The following is a 19,197-nucleotide window of genomic DNA, read 5'->3' as shown; positions in this document are numbered from 1 at the left end:
GTATCGATGAAGGAGTTTACATGATGAGCGGGACGAAGGAGCCCTTGCCGCCCGCGACCGTCACGGCGGCGGCGGGCGCGGTGCGCGCGCTGCTCCGGCTGGAGGAGGGCAACGAGGCGGCACTGGTCGAACGGGTCGCGGGCGTCGCGCTGGGGCTGGCCGAGTCCTTTAGCGGACAGATGCTGGTTCGGCGGATCGTCGAGGAGGCGCTGCCGGGATCGGTGGCGTGGCAGGCGCTGGGGGCGGTGCCGGTCGTGGCGATCCTGTCCGGCGGCGAAAACGCGATCGACCGGGACGGGCGCGGCTGGGTCCGCACGCGCGAGGCCGCAACGGTGCGCTATCGCGCAGGCCTGGCAGAGGGTTGGGACAGCCTGCCGCCCGAGATCGCGCATGGCGTGGCGATCATGGGCGCGCATCTGTTCGACAATCGCGATGCCGCCGCCGTGCCGCCCGCCGCCGTCGCCGCGCTCTGGCGGCCGTACCGGCGGATGCGGCTCGATCGCCCGAGGCAGCCATGACCGCCCGCGAGGCGCTGCGCGCCGGGTTGATGACCGCGCTCCGCCCCGTGCTGACGCCGTTGGGGGTGGCGCTCTTCGACGCGGTGCCGGTGCGGGCGAGCGTCCCGCAAGCCGTGCTGGGCGAGCCGGGCGACAGCGACTGGAGCGCGGCGGGAATCGAGGGGCGCGAACTGCGCGTCGCGCTGACCCTGACCGATGAGGGGGAACAGCCCCGGCGTTTGCGCGCCTGTGTCCAGGCGGTGGAGGCGATCGGGCTGGCGGAGGTGCTGACGGACGGCTGGCGGGTGGCGGGGCTGAGCGTGATCGCGACCCGCATGACGAAGACGGGCGCGCGCTGGACCGCGAGCGTCGAATGGCGCGCCCGACTGTGGCGCGCGGGACAATAGGGGGACGGGACATGGCAATCGAAAAGGGAAGCGCCTTTCTGCTCAAGATCGGCGACGGGGCCGAACCGCCCGCCTTCGCCACGATGGCGGGCCTGCGTACGACGCAGCTGTCGATCAATGGCGAGACGGTGGTGGTGACGAACAAGGACTCGGGCGGCTGGCGTGAATTGCTGTCTGGCGCGGGCGTACGGCACGTCAGTGTCGCGGGCGCTGGCGTCTTCACCGGCTCGGCGGCCGAAGCGCGGATGCGGGGGCATGCGCTGGCGGGCACGATCGAAACCTATCGGTTGAGCTTCGAGAGCGGCGGATCGATGACCGGGCGGTTCCTGGTTACGCGGCTGGATTACTCCGGCGATTTCGGCGGCGAGCGGACCTACACGCTGGCGCTGGAAAGCTCCGGTCCGGTGGTGTCGGCATGAGCGCGAATCCGATGCGCGGCGAGGCGAGTGTCCGGATCGGCGGCAGCGAACTGGTCGTGCGGCCGAGCTTCCAGGCGCTGGTCGCGGCGGAGGGCGAGCTGGGCCCGTTGTTCGAGCTGGTCGAGCGGGCGGGGGAGGGCAAACTCTCGCTGGGCGAGGCGGCGGCGTTGATCTGGCATTGCCTGCGCGAGGTGCCCGAGGGGCTGAGCCGCGAGCAGCTGGGCGAGGCGCTGGTCGATCTGGGACTGGCGGCGCTGGCGCCCGTGCTGCGCCAATTGCTGCGCCAGATATTGGGCGGGCGATGACCTTTGCCGAGGCGGCGGCGCGGCTGGCGGGGATGGCGGGCGCGGTGCTGGGCTGGTCGCCCGACCGTTTCTGGCGCGCCACCCCGGCCGAGCTTCGGGGAATCGTGGCGGCGATGACGGGCGGGGCCGAGGGGGACGATCCACCCTCGCCCGCCACGCTCGCCCGCTTGCGGGAGATGTATCCGGATGGATGAGCAGGACTTCGTACCCCGTGTCGATATGCGGGGATTCCTGGCGGACATGGGGGCCATGCGGGCCGAACTGTCGCGCGGCCTGGGCGATGCGGCCGAGCTGGGCGCGCGAACGGTCGAGGGCGCCTTGCTGCGGGCGACGCGGACAGGCCGGTTCGGGTTCGAGGAGCTGAAGGCGAGCGCCTTGTCGGTCCTCGACCAGATCGCGCGCGTGGCGCTTCGGCAAGGGGTGGGGGCCATCGGCGATGGTGGGTTGCTGGGTTTGCTGGGCGGACTGGCCTCGGGCCTGCCGGGACGGGCGACCGGCGGCCCGGTATCGCCCGACCGCCCCTATCTGGTCGGCGAGCGCGGGCCGGAGGTCTTTGTGCCGACCAGCAGCGGCCGGGTCGAGCCGCTTCGCCCCGGCGGGCTCCCGCGCGACGTGCGGGTGGCGATCACGATCAACGCCGGGGCGGGCGAGGCGGCGGGCGTGCTGCAACGCTCTAGCCGACAGGTGGCAAGAGCGGTGCGCGCGGCGCTGGCGGAGGACTGAGGGCTTTGCCCCTCCACCACGCCTTTCGGGCGCGGTCCCCCTCCCCATCGGAGATGGGGAGGATTTTGACACCCCATTCCTCCCCAAGCTTGGCTTGGGGAGGGGGATCGCCGGGCGTCAGCCCGGTGGTGGAGGGGCCGGATTTGGGGGATGAACGATGCAATGGTGTCTGCACGACCAACGTCGCGACCAGCGGAGCGACACGCTGTCGCGCTTCGACCCGCGCTACTGGACGGTCGATTTCCCGCGCCCGATGATGGCGGCGGTGGTTACGACCGCTCCGGATGCGATGCGCGTCGATACGGTCTTCTATCGCGCCGATGATCTGGCGGGGCTGATCTGGGAATCGGCCGACCGGCACGACCATCCCCTGCTGCGCTACGACACGGTGCGCGACTATCGCGACTGCCGGTTGCGGTTCCGCTGGCGCTCGGGCGGGATCAAGCCGCTCGACGCGCGGCATGGGCCGACGCTGACGATCGAGGGGCGCGACGAGAGCGGCAAGGCCCGTGCCTGGTATGTCCGGCTGTGGAACTATGCGACCGGAACGCCCGAGGACGCGGAGGTCGTGATCGATTTCGCGACCCTCGGGGGCGGGTTCCGGTTTCCCGATGATCGCGATCCCGTCTGGGCCGGGGATGTCGACCGCATGTTCGTCTCGCTGGTCGCGCCCGATTATGATGCGGGCGCCCGATTCCTGGCCCGGCCGCAGGAGGGCTGGGTCGAGCTGACCGGCATCGCCTGTGACGGGCCGGGCGCGGTGATCGGAGTCGGCGCGGCCGTGCTACCCGAACAGGGGTTCCGAATCGCCAGCGGCTATGACGACAGCTATCACCTGACGCCGCAGCGTTTGCTGCGCAACATGCTGCATCTCGGCTATCGCGGCAGCATCGTCCATTATGTCGGGATGAGCCATTATTTCCGGCTCGAACGTAGCGGGGACGGTCTTTACGCCAGCCTGGTCGGCGGCGCGCTGAACGTGGCATGTGCGGCGTGGCATCGGGGATTCGCCCGCGAGGCGATGGCGCTGGGCTACGACCTGATCTGGTCGCTGTCCTATGAGCTGTTCGACGCGCATTGCTGGGGCGACTGGAAACAGCGTTCGGCCGATGGTGCGCCCGCGCTGACCGGCTGGGAGCCGCCATCGACGCTGCTCAGTCCGGCGCATTCCGGCGCGATGGCCTATCTCCAGGCGGTGGCGCGCGCGTTTCTGGCGATCGCGCAGGCGGCGGGGCTGTCGCCGCAATTCCAGGTCGGCGAGCCCTGGTGGTGGGTGCGCCCATCGGACGGTGCGCCGTGCCTGTACGATGCGGCGGCGGTGGCCGCCTTCGCGCCGGTACCGATGGCGAGCATCGCGGGTGCGAAGAGCCAGGAACAGCGCGACACGCTCGACCGCGCGGGGGCGTGTCTGGCGGCCTCGACGGCGGCGCTGTGCGCGGCGGCGAAGGCAGTGGCGCCGGGCTGCGTCACGCACTTGCTCACCTATCTGCCGACCGTGCTCGACCGCCAGGCGCCCGAGGCCAAGCGCGCCAACATGCCGGTCGGCTGGGCGAGCCCGGCCTTCGATGTGCTGCAGCTGGAGGATTATGACTGGGTGACGGCGGGCGACACCGTATCGACCCGCCAGGGCGTCGCGCTGGCCGAGGCACGGCTCGGCTATCCGCCTGCACGCCAGCATTACCTGTCGGGCTTCGTGCTGCGCGCTGACCTGCGCGCGCAGTGGGGCTGGATCGCCGAGGCCGCGGGGGTGGCGCGGGCGCGCGGGGTCGCGAACGTCTTCCTGTGGGCGATGCCGCAGGTGATGCGTGACGGATTTACCTGCTGGGAAGGGGAGGAGGACGAGGTGCAGGCTTTCGACGATGTGCTGTTCCCGCTGGCGCTGGGCCGCGAGGCGGAGGTGACGCCCGGCTTCTCGACCGCGATCCTGACCAGCGCGGGCGGCCGCGAGGCGCGCAACGCCGCCTGGGCGGAGGCGCGGACGACCTATGATGTCGGGCCCGGCATCCGCTCGGCCGAGGACATCGCGGCGTTGCTCGGCTTTTTCCGGGCGCGGATGGGACCGGCGCGGGGTTTCCGTCTGCGCGATCCCTTCGACAGCATCGGCACCGAGGAGGCGATCGGGAAGGGCGACGGTGCCACGCGTCGGTTCGCGCTGATCCGCCAATATGGCGACCAGTCGCGCCGTATTACCCGGCCGGTGGCGGGGAGTGTCTCCGTGAAGGTCGCGGGCCTCGCCGTCACCGGCTTCGCGCTGGAGCCGGGTGGGTGGCTGCTCTTCGACACCGCGCCCGCCAAGGGTGCGGCGATCGCCGCCAGCTTTACCTTCGACGTGCCCGTCCGCTTTGCCGAGGATCGGCTGAGCGCGACGCTGGCCGGATTCCGGGCGGGCGCGGCGGCGTCGGTCCCGCTGGTCGAGGTGCGCGAGGCATGAGCGCCGACACGCTGACGACATGGGTGTTGTGCTGGCGGATCGAGCGGCGCGACGGGGTGACGATCGGGCTGACGGGCCACGACCATGATCTGTGGATCGAGGGGCTTCGCTACCGCACGGCGCCCGGCCTGACGCCCAGCGCGATCCTGCGCGGCGATGGTCTCGACCCCGATCTGATGGAGGCGTCCGGCGCGCTAACCAGCGCGGCGATCGGCGAGCGCGATCTGCTGAGCGGACGCTGGGACGGCGCGAGCGTCGCGGCGATCGCGGTCGACTGGACCAGCGAGGCGGCACCCGTGCCGCTGGGGCAGGGGACGATCGGCGCGGTGCAGCTGGGCGAGGGCGGCTTCACCGCCGAATTGCGCGGCGTGGCGGCATCGCTCGACCGGCCGGTGGCGGAGGAAACCTCGCCCGATTGCCGCGCCGCGCTGGGCGACCGGCGGTGCCGCGTGGCGATGGCGGGGCGGCGGCGGTTCGCGCGGGTGACGGCCTGGGACGGCGAGGTCGCGCTGACGCTCGACGCCGTGGAGCCGGTCGCCAACGCCTATGGCCAGGGACGGCTGATCTGGTTCGGCGGCGACAATGCCGGACTGGAGGCCATGGTGGCGCGATCGGAGGGGAATCGACTGTGGCTGTCCGCCGCCCCTGCCTTTGCGGTCGCAGCAGGCGCGCTGATCGAGCTGGTCGAGGGGTGCGACAAGCGGCTCGAAACCTGCCTGTCGCGCTTCGGCAATGTCGTGAATTTCCGTGGCGAGCCGTTCCTGCCAGGCATCGACCTGCTCACCCGCTACCCCGGCGCATGAGCCGGGTCGAGGCGGCCGCGCGGGCGCTGGTCGGGGTGCGGTTCCGGCTGCACGGGCGCGATGCGATGCACGGGCTGGACTGCGTCGGGCTGGTCGCGCTGGCGACCGGCCGGGGGGCGCCGACCGGCTATGGCTGGCGCAGCGGCGATGAGGGGCGGGTGGCGGCGCTGCTCGATCGCGTTTTCGAGCGCGGTGGGGACGTACCGGGCGCGGTGCTGCTGATGCAGGCCGGGCCGGGGCAGCTGCATCTGGCGATCCGGGTGAGCGACGGGATCGTCCATGCCGATGCGGGGCTTCGCCGCGTCGCCTGGCGGCCCGGTGTGCCGCCCTGGCCGGTGCTGGGATATTGGAAGGGGGAGGGGTAATGGCGACCTTGGTCTTGGGCACGGTGGGGCGTGCGCTGCTGGGGCCGGTGGGCGGCGCGATCGGCGCGCTGATCGGTAACCGGGTCGATCATGCGGTGCTGGGCTCGCCGCGAAGGCAGGGGCCGCGCCTGGCCGAACTGTCGGTGCAGACCTCGACCTATGGCACGCAAATCCCTGCCGTCTTCGGCACGATGCGCGTCGCCGGGCCGGTGATCTGGGCGACCGATCTGATCGAGGCACGGGGGCTGACCGGCGGCGGCAAGGGGCGGGCGGGTACGGAAAGCTACAGCTATTCCGCCAACTTCGCGGTTGCGCTGTCGGGGCGCACGATCCGGCGTGTCGGGCGAATCTGGGCCGATGGCCGTTTGCTGCGCGGAAGCGCGGGGGACTTCAAGGTCGCGACCGGCTTTCGCCTCTATCCGGGGACCGAGGACCAGCCGGTCGACCCGCTGGTCGCCTCGATCGAGGGTGCGCGGGCGTCGGCCTTTCGGGGCATCGCCTATGCGGTGTTCGAGGGGCTGGCACTGGCCGAGTTCGGCAACCGCATCCCGCAACTGACCTTCGAGGTGGAGGCCGATTCCGGTCCCGTTTCCTGCGACGCGATCGCGCGGGCGCTGTCGCCTCTGGTGCGGCCCGGAGATGCAGGCATGGCCGTGGCAGGCTTTGCCGCGAGTGGCGGCAGCGTTCGCGCGGTACTGGAGATGCTTGCCGGGATGAGCCGGGGGCAATGGGTCGCCGATGGTCCCGGCGTGCGGCTGGTCGGGCCGGGCGGCGGCACCGCACAGGTCATCCGTGACGAGGGCATGGGTGCCGACGGGCCGGGCCGTCGCGGCGCACGCGACATCGCGGGCGAGGCCGTGGTGCCCGCCAGCGTCACGGTCGCGCATTACGACCCGGCACGCGACTATCAGATCGGGGTACAGCGCGCGCGTCGCCCCGGCGGCGTGCGTGATGACCGGCTGGAACTGGCCGCCGCGCTCGACGCCGCGACCGCGCGGACGCTCGCGCAGGATCGGCTGGCGGCTTACGCGGTCGAGCGGGTGCGGCGTATCGTGACGCTTGGCCCGGATGCATTGGCGATCACACCCGGCACCATCGTGCGGATCGATGGCGAGGCGGGACGCTGGCGCGTGACGGAGGCCGCATGGGAGGCGATGGCGGTTCGGCTGACCTGCGCGCCGCTGGGACTGGGCGGGCCGATCCTGCCCGCCTCGCCCGGCCGGATCGCGCGGGCGGCGGATCGGGCGGTCGGCGCGACGCGGCTGATCGCGTTCGAGGCGCCGCCGCTGACCGACGAACTGCTCTCCGCCCCGCGCCTGTCGGTCGTGGCGGCGGGCGGTCCCGGTTGGCGACAGGCGGAGCTGGCCTATAGCCTGGACGACGGCGCGAGTTGGACCGCGCTCGGCCCCACGGCGCTGCCCGGCATCATCGGGGTGGTGAGCGCGGTGACGCCCGGCGGCGGCCATGGCCTAATCGATCGGCGGGGGACATTCGACATACGCCTCGCCGAGGATCTGGCCGACGCCGACGACGCTGCGCTGGATGCGGGTGCCAATCTGGCCTGGGTTGATGGCGAACTGCTCCAGTTCGCCCGGGCGCTGCCCCTGGGTGATCGACATTGGCGGTTGAGCGACCTGCGGCGCGGGCTTCGCGGGACCGAGGCGATGATCGGGCGGGCCGTGCCCGGCGCGCCCTTTGTCCTGATCCTACCCGGATCGGTGCGGACGGTGGATGTGCCGATCGCGATGCTGGGCCGCCCCGTCCGCTTCCTGGCGCATGGTCTGGCGGATGCATCGGAGGGCGTTCCGGCAACGGCCGACGTCACGGGCCTGTCGGTCCTGCCGCCGTCGCCGGTCGGGTGGCGATGCCGCCGGGCAGCCGACGGGCGCGTGACCATCGGCTGGACCCGGCGGAGCCGGATCGGCTGGCGCTGGCTGGACCGGGTCGATGCGCCGCTGGGCGAGGAGGTCGAGCGCTATCGTATCGCCATCGGCGACCGGGTGGAGGAACTCACCTCACCCCGGTGGAGCGGGGCGGTCGCCGATGGCACGCGGGTGACCATCCGGCAGATCGGGACATGGGGCGCGTCGGCACCCCTGGCTGGAATCATCGGGGAGATAGCATCATGATGGACGACACGCCGCGCTGGACATTGCCGTTGCTCGCGGCAGGCCAGGCGCAAAAGGAGATGACCCATAACGAGGCGCTGAGCCTGCTCGATCTGATCGTCCACCCCTGTGTCGAGGCGGTCGGGCCGAATGCCCCGCCGCCCAGTCCGCTGACCGGCCAGGCGTGGATCGTCGGCGATCAGCCCGTCGGCGACTGGACGGGACGTGCCGGAATGCTGGCAGGCTGGACCGAGGGGGGCTGGCGGTTCCTGGTTCCCCGGATAGGATTGACGGTGTGGAGTCGGGCGGATGATTGTCGCTGCGACTGGGACGGAAGTCAGTGGCGGCTCGGCCGGATCGTGGGACGCTCGCTGATCATCGAAGGAAAAAAAGTTGTTGGCGCGCAACGACCGGCGATTGCACAACCGGCCGGTGGGCAAGTCGTTGATTCCGAAGCGCGTTTGGTCCTGAATGCGGTCATTTCGGCGTTGCGGGACCATGGCTTGGTGGCATCCGGCTGAGCCAAATTCTGTGCCTTTAATGCCACAGTCGCGGGCTTTTGTTCGCTTGCGTGGAAACCAACGCTCCGATAGTGGGTTTGCGCTGTCCGTAGTGACAACCAAGAAAGGGGACTATGATGCGGAAGCTTGCCATTGTTCTGGCACTCGCCTCCACCGCTCTGGCTTCGCCTGCCCTCGCCCGCGACAAGTCGTGGTACGTCGGCATCGAAGGCGGCGGGATGATCGTCGAAGATATCAACTATGATATCACCGGCACGCGCACTGGCACCGCCACCGTCGACCATGACTATGGTTACGACGTTGACGGCGTGATGGGTTATGACTTCGGTGGTTTCCGTCTGGAAACCGAAGTCGGCTACCGTCGCGCAACGGTTGACGGCTTCAGCTCGACCACGCTGACCAACACCGGCATCGGTGCTGGCACGGTTCCGGCTGGCAGCTACAGCTATGCTGGCGGCTCGACCTCGGCGCTCAGCTTCATGCTGAACGGCTTGCTCGACTTCGGTGCCGATGATGGCATCCAGGGCTTCGTCGGCGGCGGTGTCGGTGTTGCTCGCGTCAAGGCGAACTATGCCCTCAACAACCGCGCTGACTTCCTGAACGACTCGGACACCGTGTTCGCGTGGCAGGCTCTGGCGGGCATCCGTGCGCCGCTGACCGACCACATCGACGCGACGTTGAAGTATCGCTTCTTCAACGCCGAGAACGTCAAGCTGGTCGACGTTGCGAACAACACCTTCGACGGTCGTTTCCGTTCGCACTCGATCCTGGGTGGCGTGGCGTACAACTTCGGTGAGCCGGCTGCTCCGCCGCCTCCGCCGCCGCCCCCGCCGCCCCCGCCGCCTCCTCCCCCGCCGCCCCCGCCGCCGGCTCCCGAGGCCGTGCCGTGCTCGCCGGGTCCGTTCATCGTGTTCTTCGAGTGGAACAAGTCGGACATCACTCCGGAAGCAGCGTCGATCCTCGACAACGCGATCACCCAGTACCAGAGCTGCGGCAATGCCCGCGTGATGGTTGCAGGCTTCACCGACACGTCGGGTACGCCGAAGTACAACATGGGTCTGTCGCAGCGTCGTGCCGACGCGGTGAAGGCGTACATGACCTCGCACTCGATCCCCGATGGCTCGATCGCGACGGAAGCATTCGGCGAACAGCGCGACAAGCTGCGCGTTCAGACCGCCGACGGCGTCCGCGAGGTCCAGAACCGTCGCGTGGAAATCACCTACGGTCCGGGCGCTGGCCAGTAAGCCACGCTCAGCCAAGGCTGATTGCGAAAGAGGGAGGTCGGCGAAAGCCGGCCTCCTTTTTTTATGGTATCCGGCGGGGTCGGATTCTTTCGCCGGTTTTACGGCTCCCTGCCGCAGGGGCGGGCCAGGCGGAGCTCAAGGCGGGCGGCGCAAACGCGCCCTCAAGGCGCCTTTCGGGATCATCGACACCAAGGCCGGATCGACATTCACATCATTCGTCCATTTGCAGGGGGAGGAATGTGAGGCATTCAGCCTGAACGGCGATCGGTCCTCAGTCGCTTACCCGGCAACGGATCGCTTTCGAGCACCCATGAAAGGCGATTCATCCTTTCTTTGTCTCTGCGCTTTATGGGCTGATCATTCCAACAGGAAAGCAGCAAGGGAACTGCCATGGGGCGGTCGGGGCCGGGCTACAAAAACCGCGAAGCGCGCCGACAGGTTCTGATCCCCTGTCGCATCAAGTCCGTCCGAGGCTGGGGCGATGCGTGCATCCACAATATCTCGTCCCGCGGCATGATGATCGCCTGCGACGATCCGCTCGCACCGGGCGAGTATCTCGACCTGCGGCGCGGCAGCCAGGTGGTGATCGGACGTGTCGTATGGCGGCGCGATCGCTTCTCGGGGGTTAGGACGCAGGACGTCATCAGCGCGGAGGCGATGGTCAACGAACCCCGTCTGGAGACCCGCCCAGCGGGCGCAGGTCGCGTCGAGGAGCGACGCGTATCACGCCAGAGCATGGCGGGGGAGATCGATGCCGCCCGTCGCATGGAGCGCAGCCGCTCGCTGTCGCAGGCGATGCAGTTCGGTGCGCTCGGCATTTTCGGACTGGTTGCCGCGGCCACGATCGCAACCCAGGTCGGCCATGTCCTCGCCGCGCCGACCGCCAGGCTTACCCAGGCCCTGTCACACTAACCCGCTCAGGCGCTCAGTCCTGATCCGCCAGCAACGCCGCCGTCAGCCAATCGGGACGGATTGCATCACCCAACGATTCCACCCGGCGATGTTCGACCATCAGACCCAGTTCGGGATAGGTTGCGCGGGTCCGGTCACCCGCCTCGCCTAGCGGTGCCACGACCAGCCGCCGGTTGACCTTGGAGCGGTGGTGCATCCGCGCGGTATTTTCCTGGCCGACATAGCAGCCCTTGGTGAAGCTGACGCCGTTCAGTTCGCGGGCATTGCACTCCAGCCAGAGCGTCTCGCCCGATCCCAACTCGGCCACGCCCTCGGTCACGCCCAGCGACAGGCGGTGCGCGGTCCACCCGCTGGCCGCGTCACCCGCCGGGGCCAGCCAGCGATGGCCGAGTTCGGGCAGGCGCGGATCCCTGGGGCGTCCCTCGGCATCCGGGCTCCAGTGAACGGCCAATCCCTCGACGGGCTCGATCGTGATGGCCCGGCGCAGGCGGTACATGGCCAGCCGCCGGGCCAGCGCCTCGGCCTGCGGCGCTTCCGCATCGACCAGCACCGCATCGCCCTCGGCCCAGAGAAAGAAGTCAAACAGCGCCTTTCCCTGCGGCGTCAACAGCGCGGCCCAGCGCGGGGCATCCGGCGTCAGTCCCACGACATCCTGCGTCACCAGCCCCTGGAGGAACCCCCGCGCATCCTCGCCCGCGACCCGGATCAGGCGACGATCGGCCAGCGTGGTTGCGGTCGTGACGGTGGAGGCGGACGTCGGGGTGGCATCGGTCATGGCCGCAAGGTAGGAAGGCGCGACCCTATGCGAAAGGCCCGTTTGCCATGACCTTCGATCTGCTTCTCTCCGGCGGCACCGTCCACACCCCCGGCGGCCCCGTTCGCGCCGATGTCGGGGTGCGCGACGGCCGGATCGTGGAAATCGGCGCGCGCGGCGATGCGGGGCGGGTGATCGACTGCACCGGGCTCGACATCCTGCCCGGCGTGATCGACAGCCAGGTGCACTTCCGCGAGCCCGGCCTGATGCACAAGGAAGACCTGGCCAGCGGCAGCCGCGCGGCGGTGATGGGCGGCGTGACCGCCGTCTTCGAGATGCCCAACACCAAGCCGAACACCGATTCGGCCGACGCGATCACCGACAAGCTGACCCGCGCCAAGACCATGTTCTGCGACCACGCCTTCTATGTCGGCGCGACCAACCACAATGCCCGCGACCTGGCCGAGCTGGAGCGGATGCCGGGGACGGCGGGCGTGAAGATCTTCATGGGCGCCTCGACCGGCGACCTGCTGGTATCGGAGGATGCGCGGCTGGCCGAGGTGCTCGCCTCGGGCCATCGCCGCGTCGCCATCCATGCCGAGGACGAGGACCGGATGAATGCGCGCGCGGACGAGCGGATCGAGGGCGATCCGGCCTCGCACCCGGTCTGGCGCGACGATGAAAGCGCGCTGCTCGCCACCCGCCGCATCCTGCGCCTGGCGCGCGAGGCGAACCGCCGTATCCACATCCTGCATGTCACCACGCCCGCCGAGCTGGAATATATCGCGCAGCACAAGGACATCGCGACCTGCGAGGTCACGCCACAGCATCTGACGCTGGCGGGCGAGGAAGCCTATCCGCGCCTCGGCACGCTGGCGCAGATGAACCCGCCCATCCGGTCGGGCGCGCATCGCGACGGCCTGTGGCACTGGCTGAACCAGGGCGTGCCCGACGTCATCGGCTCGGACCATGCGCCGCACACGCTGGAGGAAAAGGCCAAGCCCTATCCGGGCAGCCCCAGCGGGATGCCGGGCGTACAGACGCTGCTGCCGCTGCTGCTCGACCATGCGGCGAATGGCCGCCTGTCGCTCCAGCGCGTGATCGAACTGACAAGTGCCGGCGCGCAGCGCATCTTCGGCATCGTCGGCAAGGGGCGGATCGCGGCGGGCTATGACGCCGATTTCACCATCGTCGACCTGAAGAAGCGCTGGACGATCAAGGACCAGTGGCTCCAGTCCAAGTGCGGCTGGTCGCCCTTTACCGGCATGGAACTGACTGGAAAGCCGATCGGCACCATCGTGCGAGGGCAGGTGGCGATGTGGGAAGACCAGCTCGCCGATGCGCCGACCGGCCGGCCGATCCGCTTCGAGGCGGTCGACTTCGGATGAGCGAAAGCCGGTGGGTGCGGGACATCCGGGTCTATTGCCCGGTCGCTCCCGCCACGCTCGCGGCGATGATCGCAGGGCAGGCTGCGGCAGTGGAAGACGACCCCACCGCCGCCGCGCTGCTGGCGATCCTGCGCACCCCGCCGCTCGGCGATTTTGGGCGGTATCGCGAAGTGGTCGAACTCGCGCTCGGCTATGAGGGGTTTCGGCCGGGCGAGGGCGCAGTGCCGACGCTGGGCGCGGTCGGGCAGCCGAGTTGGTCGCCGACCGTCATCCTGACCGCGATTTATGATGCGGAGGCGGATGTTTCCGCTCTCACGGACACCCTGCTCGCCGCACACCCTTGGGATGTGCCGGTGATCGCTCTTAGCGAGCCATATCAGTTGCTCGTGCGGAGATAGGGCGAGGCGTGGGCTTCGACTTCGCTCAGCCTGAACGGCTGTTGTAAAGGCCCCGCCTCTCTATCCTGACCTCCGTTCAGCCTGAGCGAAGTCGAAGGCGAAGGGAATGAGAGTTGGGGGCCAAGGGAAACCCCGGCCCTTAATCCCCATCAGAACGGCAACCACCGCGCCTTATGCGTGAAGTTCATATACCCAACGTTGACGCCCGCGCGCCAACCGACGCCCAGCCGCACCGGGATCAGCACGACATTGCCGCGCCGCAAATAGGTCGCGGCGAACCCACCGACGAAATAGAGTCGCCCCTCGGCGGCGGGGAAGCGGTGGAACAGCTCCTCGGTGTCGTAGAGATTATAGACCAGCACGAACACCTTGTTCGCATCGCCGCCGATATCGAAGCCCAGCGACGGCCCGGTCCAATAGACCGGCATCTGCCCCTCGACCTTGTGGGTCATCACGCCCGAGCCATAGCGCAGGCCGACGACGAACGCGCCCGACGCCTCGCGCCCGGCGATATAGGCATTGGGGCGGCCCTGCTCGCGCAGGATGCGTTCAATGATACCCGCCAGACCCTCAGCCCCCTTGCCGAATACGCCTTCGCCGGCCGCCATCAGGTCGTCACGCTCGAAGGTGTCGGCGGCCTGGGTGGTCTGCGTCGCGCGCGAATCGGGCGTGGCGGGCGTGGTCGTGACGGGCGGTTGCTGCGCGGGCGGGGTCGACTGTACGGGCGGGCTATAGTCCTGCGGCGGCGCGCTCTGCCGGGGCGCGGGCCGTGAGGGCTGGGTGCCGAGGTCGCTGTCGATCCCCTGATTGGGGTCGATCGTGCGGACCTGCGCCGCGATGGGCGCGGCGGCGACCATGGCAAGGCCGCCCAGCAGGGACAGACCGATACAGACGATACGCATGACTTTCCAACTCCCCCGGCGAACCGATTGGCCACGTTAACCAGTCCGCAGCTTGCGGCGCAATGAATGACGAAAAGCGGACTAGTCGATTTTCCTGACAAAATCCCGCCAAGACCCGGTTGATTGCCTCCACCGGCCCCGCTATAGCCGCACTTCGCCGCAGCCGGAGACGTGGGTGAGTGGCTGAAACCAACGCTTTGCTAAAGCGTCGTACGGGAAACCGTACCGAGGGTTCGAATCCCTCCGTCTCCGCCATATTTTGCGCCCAAATTCATGCTCATTTGTGATTTGGGTCTCTGCGACTGAGCCCGGTTGCTGACGAAGTATGCGTGTTGCGGCTAGCTCGGGGACCGACGCTTTCAGTTGCATCCGACGCACACGGTCATTCGATCCGGTCGCACAACATTGAGCCCATCTTGGCGCGTTTTGCCCGTGTCGAGCGTCCGCTGGGTGCCGCTCGATAGCGCGACATTCCCCTGAGGCAGCGGTAATCTCCAACGCCGTTGATCGAACGTCATCGTGCGTCTGTTTGCGGAGGCTCGGCGAAGCGCATCATGCAGCCCCGACGAAGAGGCGAGGGAGCGGATGGTCATTAGAATATGATGACATAAGACGTACTTACTCCCCTCGCGTGAAGGGGAGGGGCTCGCCCCGGTTCAACGCAATATCATCACGATATAAGCGACGGGTTGTTCTGGTGGCGGCACTATTGGCATCGGACTTTGCGCCGACGGTAACGCTTTTCGCGCCCGACATCGCTTTGCCAGGAACGTTTGCGGCTCCGGTGGACGTCTTTCGGCAGCCGCCGAGGCCGCAAACCTTCCTCGCACGGTCGACCGACACCCGGCTGGCCTTCGCCCAGCTTCGCGAGGCGCGCGCCAGTCGGCGGAGTGTCTTTGTCCGGGCTTTGCCCAGTGGAACGGTCAACGCGAACGCGATCCGCCAATATACCACCCGGTTGGCCAGCAATATTGCGGCGATCGACCTGGGCGGCACGTTGTCGATCGGGGAGGCGGCGGCGGTATCGCGGATTTGTTCGGCCGCCTGTCGGCCAGGCGTGCCGAAGCATGGGCGCAGTTTGCCGGGGCGTATCGGGACTATGCAGCCGAACAGGCCGGATCGACATCCACGTCATTCCTCCCCTTGCAGGGGAGGAATGTGTCATATTCTGCCTGAATGTCGATCGGCCTTAGGTCAAAGGCTTACTTGGCGCCCTTGGCCGGGATCTTGGCGAACTCGGCGTCGAGGTTGGCCAGCACCTTGTCGGTGATCGTGTCAGGCGAATATTGCTGGATGTCCTTCAGGGTCATACCGCGCGCCATGTCGATCTGGTCGTTGGTGGTCATGCCGGGGATATTCTTTTCGATCAGCGCCTTGGCCGCCGGATCGTCGAGCAGGGTGCCGATTTCGGTTGACGACGTGCTGTAATGCGCCGCCTTGGCCGTGGTCGCGGCGGGGGCTGCGGTCTGCGCCTGGGCGCCTGCGGCACAGGCGATGACGGCGAAGGCCGTAAGAAGTGTACGCATGCTATATCCTCTCCATACCGAACGTAACGCGAGCAATATCGCACGGTTGCGTACGTATTTCAAGCTACCATGCCGAGCGGCCTTCCATGAACAGCGCGACGAGGTGCTCGGCGAACGCTTCCGTTTCTTCGCGACTGACGGCCCGGAAGCTCGCCTGTTGCAGATGCCAGCCGGTGATGGCGGACACGAAGGTCAGCGCCGTCTCCGCCGGGCGCTTGGGGGCCACGCCGTCGCGCTCCCCCGCTTCGGTCATGTCGCGGGCGATGAGGTCCACGATCAACTGGGTGCCATGCCGGTGCATCGCGCTGCCCAGTTCCGGGAAGCGATTTCCGTTGGCCAGCAGCAACCGCTGAAAGGCCTGTACCTCGCTGTTGTGCAGGCTTCCCGCAATGATGTGGCCATGGTGGCGCAGGCGCTGGGCGATGTCGTCGGTCAGCTCGTGGTCATGCTCGGCGGCCTCGGCGGACCAGCGCTCGACGCTGTCCTTGACGACGGCGGTCAGCAGCGCCTCCTTCGACGGATACCGGGTGTAGAGCGTCCCCTTGGAGATGCCGAGCTTGAGCGCGACGGTTTCCATGGCCGTCGCGTCATAGCCGTTCTCGATGAACATCTCGCGCGCGCAGTCCACGATCGCCTTTTCGATGGCGGCGGTCTGCTTGGCGGTGGGACGCCCGCGGCGGGGGGCAAAGGTCTGCGCGGCTGACTTGGGCATGGGGGCTGCTTAGGGCATCCGACGCGGCGTATAAAGCGCGGTCAGGCCACGAGCGCGCTTCGATCGATATCGGCGATCCGCGTCTTGCCGGTCAGGGCCATGGCGACGCGCATCTCCGCCTCGACCAGCTTCAGCATGTGGCGAACCCCCGCCTCGCCGCCGCCGCCCAGCGCATAGACCCAGGCCCGGCCGAGGAGCACGCCGCGCGCGCCCAGCGCCAGCATGCGGACCACGTCCAGCCCGGAACGCACGCCGCCGTCCGCCAGGACGGTCAGTCGCTCGCCCACCGCCTGCGCGATCACCGGCAGGGCCCGCGCGGTCGAGGGGACGCCGTCCAGCTGGCGGCCGCCATGGTTCGACACGACGATGCCGTCCGCGCCCAGATCGGCGGCGGCGCGCGCATCCTCCACGTCCAATATGCCCTTGATGACCAGCGGGCCGTCCCAGCTCTCGCGGATGAAGTCCAGGTCGCGCCAGCTGACGGTCGGGTCAAAATTGTTGCGCATCCAGGCGAAGAAGTCCTCCAGCCCGGTATTCTTGCCGAGCACGGGGGCGACATTGCCCAGCTGGTGGGGGCGGCCATGGATACCGACGTCCCAGGCCCAGCGGGGATGGGTGACGCCCTGCCACATGCGGCGCAGCCCGCCCATCACGCCCGACGCACCCGCCAGCCCGGAATGATAGTCGCGATAACGCGATCCGGGCACCGGCATGTCGACCGTGAAGACCAATGTGGAGCAGCCCGACGCCCGCGCCTGCGCCATCAGGTCGCGCATGAAGCCGCGGTCGCGGATCATGTAGAGCTGGAACCACAGCGGGTCGCTGACGGCCCGGCTGACCTCGGGCAGGGGACAGGCGGACACGGTCGACAGGCAGAAGGGGATGCCCGCCGCCTCCGCCGCGCGCGCCGCCTGCACCTCGCCCCGCCTGGCGTTCATCCCCGCCAGCCCCACCGGCGCGAGCGCGACCGGCATGGCGAGCGTCCGGCCGAACAGCTCGGTCGTCAGGTCCAGCGTCGAGACGTCGGTCAGGATCCGCTGGCGCAGCGCGATTGCCTCGAGGTCGGCGACGTTGCGCTTTAGCGTCACCTCGGCATAGCTGCCGCCGTCGATATATTCGAACAGGAACGGCGGCAGGCGGCGGCGGGCAAGCTCGCGATAGTCGAGCGCGGAGGCGGCCTTTCTCATGGCAACATCTTTCCGAAACCGGGGTGGTCGATCACTGCAGGTTTACGAAGGCACCGCCGTCGACCAGCAACGCCGCGCCGGTGACATAACGGGCCATGTCCGATGCCAGGAAGACGATCGGCCCGGCCAGATCGTCGGGCTCGCCGAGGCGGCCGAGCGGAATGCGCGCGGCCATGCGGTCCCGCTTGTCGAGGTCGGCCAGGTCGTCCTTGTTGATATCGGTCAGGATCGTGCCGGGCAGCACCGAATTGCAGCGGATGCCGTGGCGGCCGAGCGCGATCGCGGTCGATTGCATCAGCGAATGCACACCCGCCTTGGTCGGCGTGTAATGCGTCTGGAACTCGCCGCCGACCAGCGCGGAGATCGAGGATACCGCGACGATCGCGCCGCCGCGCCCCTGTTCGACCATGCGATTGGCCGCGGCCTGCACCATGTAATAGGCGCCGTGCAAATTGACCCGCATCGTCCGCTCGAAGGTTTCGGGCGGCATGTCGAGAAAGGCATGGAACGGGCAGATGCCCGCATTACTGACGAACACGTCGAGCCCGCCGAGCGTATCGGCCGCCTGCGACACGAAGGCACCCGCAGTAGCGTGTTCGGCGACGTCGCCCTTGATCGCCAGGGCGCGGCGACCCAGCGCCTCGATCTCGCGGACCACCTCGGCCGCCGCGGCGTCGTTGCCTGCATAGTTGATCGCGACGTCCGCCCCGTGGCGCGCCGCGCCGATCGCCGCCGCGCGACCGATCCCGGCCGAGGCGCCCGTCACCAGAACTTTCTTGCCTTCCAGCAGCATCTATCCCTCCTTCTTGGTGTTCGTGCAGCCGAGATCCCGGCTGATGGCGCGCGCGGTCGCGATGACGCTCTCCGACAGGTCGTGAAGGCGGCCATCGCTCATATACTGGGCCGCGCTCGATACGCTGATCGCGCCGACGATCCGTCCGCGCGCATCGCGGATCGGTGCGGCGACGCAGCGTATCTGGTCCTCATTCTCCTCCAGATCGAACGCGCGTCCGGCGGCGACGTAGCCGTCCATCCGCTCCCGCCAGACGGCGTGGTCGACATGCGGCGCGCGATCGGCATGGTCCGCCGCGAACCGCTCGTCCCAATAGGCGGGGGGATGATCGAGCATCAGCGCCTTGCCGAGCCCGGTCGAGGATAGCGGCTGGCGATCGCCGACCCGGCTGGAGATGGTGATTCGGCGCCGGCCCGGCATCTTGTCGAGATACAGCGCCAGATCGCCGTCCAGGATGCCGAGATGGACGGTGTCCTCGGTCGACTGCGCCAGTTCCTCTAGATGGGGGCGCGCCACCTGGACGATATCGGCCTGCTCCTGCGCCAGATGGCCGAGTTCGAGCAGCTTGGGCCCCAGGCGATAGCCGCTGCGCGGCGTGAAGCCGAGATAGCCGCGCTCGACCAGCGAGGCCGCCAGCCGGTGGGTGGTGCTGCGCGTCAGCTCCAGCGTGTCGGACAGCTGCTGGAGCGTGATCGCGCCCGCCGCCACCGCCTCGATCACGTCCAGACCGCGCATCAGGGTCTGGCTGCCGCCGACGCCCGTATTGGTTTTGGTCTCTCTCTCCATCGTCCCATCCATTTAC

The 19,197-nt window shown here is 68.7% G+C and carries 22 protein-coding genes and 1 tRNA gene; 16 read left to right on the top strand and 7 right to left on the bottom strand.

Features of this window, described 5'->3' with window-relative positions:
* Positions 1 to 23: 23 nt before the first annotated feature.
* The 13 genes from AC1GI4_RS08585 to AC1GI4_RS08525 all read left to right on the top strand — a co-directional run bounded on the left by AC1GI4_RS08585 (position 24) and on the right by AC1GI4_RS08525 (position 10,735).
* Positions 24 to 518 carry a head-tail connector protein gene (locus tag AC1GI4_RS08585; protein WP_479629240.1) on the top strand — a complete coding sequence of 165 codons (495 nt, stop codon included), beginning with the start codon at positions 24 to 26 and terminating at the stop codon, positions 516 to 518.
* On the top strand, positions 515 to 904 hold the full coding sequence (gene gp17 / locus AC1GI4_RS08580) for a tail completion protein gp17 (RefSeq protein WP_479629239.1): 390 nt from the start codon (positions 515 to 517) through the stop codon (positions 902 to 904). The genes AC1GI4_RS08585 and gp17 overlap by 4 nt, the downstream gene beginning before the upstream one ends.
* Before the next feature lie 11 nt (positions 905 to 915).
* On the top strand, positions 916 to 1,323 hold the full coding sequence (locus AC1GI4_RS08575; protein ID WP_294274557.1) for a phage major tail protein, TP901-1 family: 408 nt from the start codon (positions 916 to 918) through the stop codon (positions 1,321 to 1,323).
* Positions 1,320 to 1,628: a gene transfer agent family protein gene (locus AC1GI4_RS08570; protein WP_479629238.1), complete on the top strand. Its 309-nt coding sequence runs from the start codon at positions 1,320 to 1,322 to the stop codon at positions 1,626 to 1,628. Before AC1GI4_RS08575 ends, AC1GI4_RS08570 begins: the two co-directional genes overlap by 4 nt.
* On the top strand, positions 1,625 to 1,822 hold the full coding sequence (locus tag AC1GI4_RS08565) for a phage tail assembly chaperone (RefSeq protein WP_479629237.1): 198 nt from the start codon (positions 1,625 to 1,627) through the stop codon (positions 1,820 to 1,822). Before AC1GI4_RS08570 ends, AC1GI4_RS08565 begins: the two co-directional genes overlap by 4 nt.
* A complete protein-coding gene (locus AC1GI4_RS08560) occupies positions 1,815 to 2,351 on the top strand; it encodes a tail tape measure protein (protein WP_479629236.1) in 537 nt (178 codons plus the stop codon). The genes AC1GI4_RS08565 and AC1GI4_RS08560 overlap by 8 nt, the downstream gene beginning before the upstream one ends.
* A 157-nt stretch (positions 2,352 to 2,508) precedes the next feature.
* Positions 2,509 to 4,782: a DUF2460 domain-containing protein gene (locus AC1GI4_RS08555; RefSeq protein ID WP_479629235.1), complete on the top strand. Its 2,274-nt coding sequence runs from the start codon at positions 2,509 to 2,511 to the stop codon at positions 4,780 to 4,782.
* Positions 4,779 to 5,585 carry a DUF2163 domain-containing protein gene (locus AC1GI4_RS08550; protein ID WP_479629234.1) on the top strand — a complete coding sequence of 269 codons (807 nt, stop codon included), beginning with the start codon at positions 4,779 to 4,781 and terminating at the stop codon, positions 5,583 to 5,585. Before AC1GI4_RS08555 ends, AC1GI4_RS08550 begins: the two co-directional genes overlap by 4 nt.
* Entirely contained in the window at positions 5,582 to 5,950 is a 369-nt protein-coding gene (locus AC1GI4_RS08545) for a peptidoglycan endopeptidase (protein ID WP_479629233.1), read from the top strand. Before AC1GI4_RS08550 ends, AC1GI4_RS08545 begins: the two co-directional genes overlap by 4 nt.
* A complete protein-coding gene (locus AC1GI4_RS08540) occupies positions 5,950 to 8,079 on the top strand; it encodes a phage tail protein (RefSeq protein WP_479629232.1) in 2,130 nt (709 codons plus the stop codon). The genes AC1GI4_RS08545 and AC1GI4_RS08540 overlap by 1 nt, the downstream gene beginning before the upstream one ends.
* Positions 8,076 to 8,579 (top strand): DUF2793 domain-containing protein, encoded by a 504-nt coding sequence (locus AC1GI4_RS08535; protein ID WP_294274541.1) that lies wholly within the window; start codon positions 8,076 to 8,078, stop codon positions 8,577 to 8,579. The genes AC1GI4_RS08540 and AC1GI4_RS08535 overlap by 4 nt, the downstream gene beginning before the upstream one ends.
* Positions 8,580 to 8,695: 116 nt before the next feature.
* Complete coding sequence (locus tag AC1GI4_RS08530) at positions 8,696 to 9,823, top strand: OmpA family protein (RefSeq protein ID WP_479629231.1); 1,128 nt, start codon at positions 8,696 to 8,698, stop codon at positions 9,821 to 9,823.
* A 390-nt stretch (positions 9,824 to 10,213) separates the two neighbouring features.
* Positions 10,214 to 10,735, top strand: coding sequence for a PilZ domain-containing protein (locus tag AC1GI4_RS08525; protein WP_294275393.1), 522 nt, complete (start codon positions 10,214 to 10,216; stop codon positions 10,733 to 10,735).
* Positions 10,736 to 10,748: 13 nt separating this feature from the next.
* On the opposite strand, the gene ygfZ is transcribed toward AC1GI4_RS08525, so the two are convergent.
* Positions 10,749 to 11,510 carry a CAF17-like 4Fe-4S cluster assembly/insertion protein YgfZ gene (gene ygfZ, locus AC1GI4_RS08520; protein WP_479629230.1) on the bottom strand — a complete coding sequence of 254 codons (762 nt, stop codon included), beginning with the start codon at positions 11,508 to 11,510 and terminating at the stop codon, positions 10,749 to 10,751.
* A 47-nt stretch (positions 11,511 to 11,557) separates the two neighbouring features.
* Here ygfZ and AC1GI4_RS08515 point away from each other — a divergent pair, with 47 nt between their 5' ends.
* On the top strand, positions 11,558 to 12,877 hold the full coding sequence (locus AC1GI4_RS08515; protein ID WP_479629229.1) for a dihydroorotase: 1,320 nt from the start codon (positions 11,558 to 11,560) through the stop codon (positions 12,875 to 12,877).
* Positions 12,874 to 13,275 carry a hypothetical protein gene (locus AC1GI4_RS08510; protein WP_479629228.1) on the top strand — a complete coding sequence of 134 codons (402 nt, stop codon included), beginning with the start codon at positions 12,874 to 12,876 and terminating at the stop codon, positions 13,273 to 13,275. Before AC1GI4_RS08515 ends, AC1GI4_RS08510 begins: the two co-directional genes overlap by 4 nt.
* Positions 13,276 to 13,424: 149 nt before the next feature.
* Here the strand turns inward: AC1GI4_RS08510 and AC1GI4_RS08505 are convergent, their stop codons facing one another.
* Positions 13,425 to 14,177, bottom strand: a complete 753-nt coding sequence (locus AC1GI4_RS08505) for a DUF1134 domain-containing protein (RefSeq protein ID WP_433909710.1) — start codon at positions 14,175 to 14,177, stop codon at positions 13,425 to 13,427.
* 165 nt (positions 14,178 to 14,342) lie between these two features.
* On the opposite strand from AC1GI4_RS08505, the gene AC1GI4_RS08500 reads away from it, so the two are divergent.
* Positions 14,343 to 14,432, top strand: a tRNA-Ser gene (locus AC1GI4_RS08500).
* A gap of 947 nt (positions 14,433 to 15,379) precedes the next feature.
* Here AC1GI4_RS08500 and AC1GI4_RS08495 read toward each other — a convergent pair.
* The 5 genes from AC1GI4_RS08495 to AC1GI4_RS08475 form a co-directional block, all read right to left on the bottom strand.
* Complete coding sequence (locus AC1GI4_RS08495; protein WP_294275091.1) at positions 15,380 to 15,703, bottom strand: hypothetical protein; 324 nt, start codon at positions 15,701 to 15,703, stop codon at positions 15,380 to 15,382.
* A 64-nt stretch (positions 15,704 to 15,767) separates the two neighbouring features.
* Positions 15,768 to 16,415, bottom strand: a complete 648-nt coding sequence (locus tag AC1GI4_RS08490; protein ID WP_479629227.1) for a TetR/AcrR family transcriptional regulator — start codon at positions 16,413 to 16,415, stop codon at positions 15,768 to 15,770.
* Positions 16,416 to 16,456: 41 nt separating this feature from the next.
* The gene (gene lldD / locus AC1GI4_RS08485) at positions 16,457 to 17,602 is read right to left on the bottom strand and encodes an FMN-dependent L-lactate dehydrogenase LldD (protein WP_479629226.1); all 1,146 of its coding nucleotides are present in this window, start codon (positions 17,600 to 17,602) and stop codon (positions 16,457 to 16,459) included.
* Between the two features lie 31 nt (positions 17,603 to 17,633).
* Entirely contained in the window at positions 17,634 to 18,395 is a 762-nt protein-coding gene (locus AC1GI4_RS08480) for an SDR family NAD(P)-dependent oxidoreductase (RefSeq protein ID WP_479629225.1), read from the bottom strand.
* Positions 18,396 to 19,181, bottom strand: a complete 786-nt coding sequence (locus AC1GI4_RS08475; protein ID WP_433909713.1) for an IclR family transcriptional regulator — start codon at positions 19,179 to 19,181, stop codon at positions 18,396 to 18,398.
* Between the last annotated feature and the right edge of the window lie 16 nt (positions 19,182 to 19,197).

This window comes from Sphingomonas sp. 77B, assembly GCF_056497825.1.
Note: the sequence above shows the minus strand (reverse complement) of the source record. Positions and strands in the feature narration are given on the sequence as shown.

Coding starts and splice junctions, on each gene's coding strand:
- AC1GI4_RS08585 (WP_479629240.1), top strand. CDS start 24: ATGAGCGGGACGAAGGAGCCCTTGCCGCCCGCGACCGTCACGGCGGCG.
- gp17 (WP_479629239.1), top strand. CDS start 515: ATGACCGCCCGCGAGGCGCTGCGCGCCGGGTTGATGACCGCGCTCCGC.
- AC1GI4_RS08575 (WP_294274557.1), top strand. CDS start 916: ATGGCAATCGAAAAGGGAAGCGCCTTTCTGCTCAAGATCGGCGACGGG.
- AC1GI4_RS08570 (WP_479629238.1), top strand. CDS start 1,320: ATGAGCGCGAATCCGATGCGCGGCGAGGCGAGTGTCCGGATCGGCGGC.
- AC1GI4_RS08565 (WP_479629237.1), top strand. CDS start 1,625: ATGACCTTTGCCGAGGCGGCGGCGCGGCTGGCGGGGATGGCGGGCGCG.
- AC1GI4_RS08560 (WP_479629236.1), top strand. CDS start 1,815: ATGGATGAGCAGGACTTCGTACCCCGTGTCGATATGCGGGGATTCCTG.
- AC1GI4_RS08555 (WP_479629235.1), top strand. CDS start 2,509: ATGCAATGGTGTCTGCACGACCAACGTCGCGACCAGCGGAGCGACACG.
- AC1GI4_RS08550 (WP_479629234.1), top strand. CDS start 4,779: ATGAGCGCCGACACGCTGACGACATGGGTGTTGTGCTGGCGGATCGAG.
- AC1GI4_RS08545 (WP_479629233.1), top strand. CDS start 5,582: ATGAGCCGGGTCGAGGCGGCCGCGCGGGCGCTGGTCGGGGTGCGGTTC.
- AC1GI4_RS08540 (WP_479629232.1), top strand. CDS start 5,950: ATGGCGACCTTGGTCTTGGGCACGGTGGGGCGTGCGCTGCTGGGGCCG.
- AC1GI4_RS08535 (WP_294274541.1), top strand. CDS start 8,076: ATGATGGACGACACGCCGCGCTGGACATTGCCGTTGCTCGCGGCAGGC.
- AC1GI4_RS08530 (WP_479629231.1), top strand. CDS start 8,696: ATGCGGAAGCTTGCCATTGTTCTGGCACTCGCCTCCACCGCTCTGGCT.
- AC1GI4_RS08525 (WP_294275393.1), top strand. CDS start 10,214: ATGGGGCGGTCGGGGCCGGGCTACAAAAACCGCGAAGCGCGCCGACAG.
- ygfZ (WP_479629230.1), bottom strand. CDS start 11,510: ATGACCGATGCCACCCCGACGTCCGCCTCCACCGTCACGACCGCAACC.
- AC1GI4_RS08515 (WP_479629229.1), top strand. CDS start 11,558: ATGACCTTCGATCTGCTTCTCTCCGGCGGCACCGTCCACACCCCCGGC.
- AC1GI4_RS08510 (WP_479629228.1), top strand. CDS start 12,874: ATGAGCGAAAGCCGGTGGGTGCGGGACATCCGGGTCTATTGCCCGGTC.
- AC1GI4_RS08505 (WP_433909710.1), bottom strand. CDS start 14,177: ATGCGTATCGTCTGTATCGGTCTGTCCCTGCTGGGCGGCCTTGCCATG.
- AC1GI4_RS08495 (WP_294275091.1), bottom strand. CDS start 15,703: ATGCGTACACTTCTTACGGCCTTCGCCGTCATCGCCTGTGCCGCAGGC.
- AC1GI4_RS08490 (WP_479629227.1), bottom strand. CDS start 16,415: ATGCCCAAGTCAGCCGCGCAGACCTTTGCCCCCCGCCGCGGGCGTCCC.
- lldD (WP_479629226.1), bottom strand. CDS start 17,602: ATGAGAAAGGCCGCCTCCGCGCTCGACTATCGCGAGCTTGCCCGCCGC.
- AC1GI4_RS08480 (WP_479629225.1), bottom strand. CDS start 18,395: ATGCTGCTGGAAGGCAAGAAAGTTCTGGTGACGGGCGCCTCGGCCGGG.
- AC1GI4_RS08475 (WP_433909713.1), bottom strand. CDS start 19,181: ATGGAGAGAGAGACCAAAACCAATACGGGCGTCGGCGGCAGCCAGACC.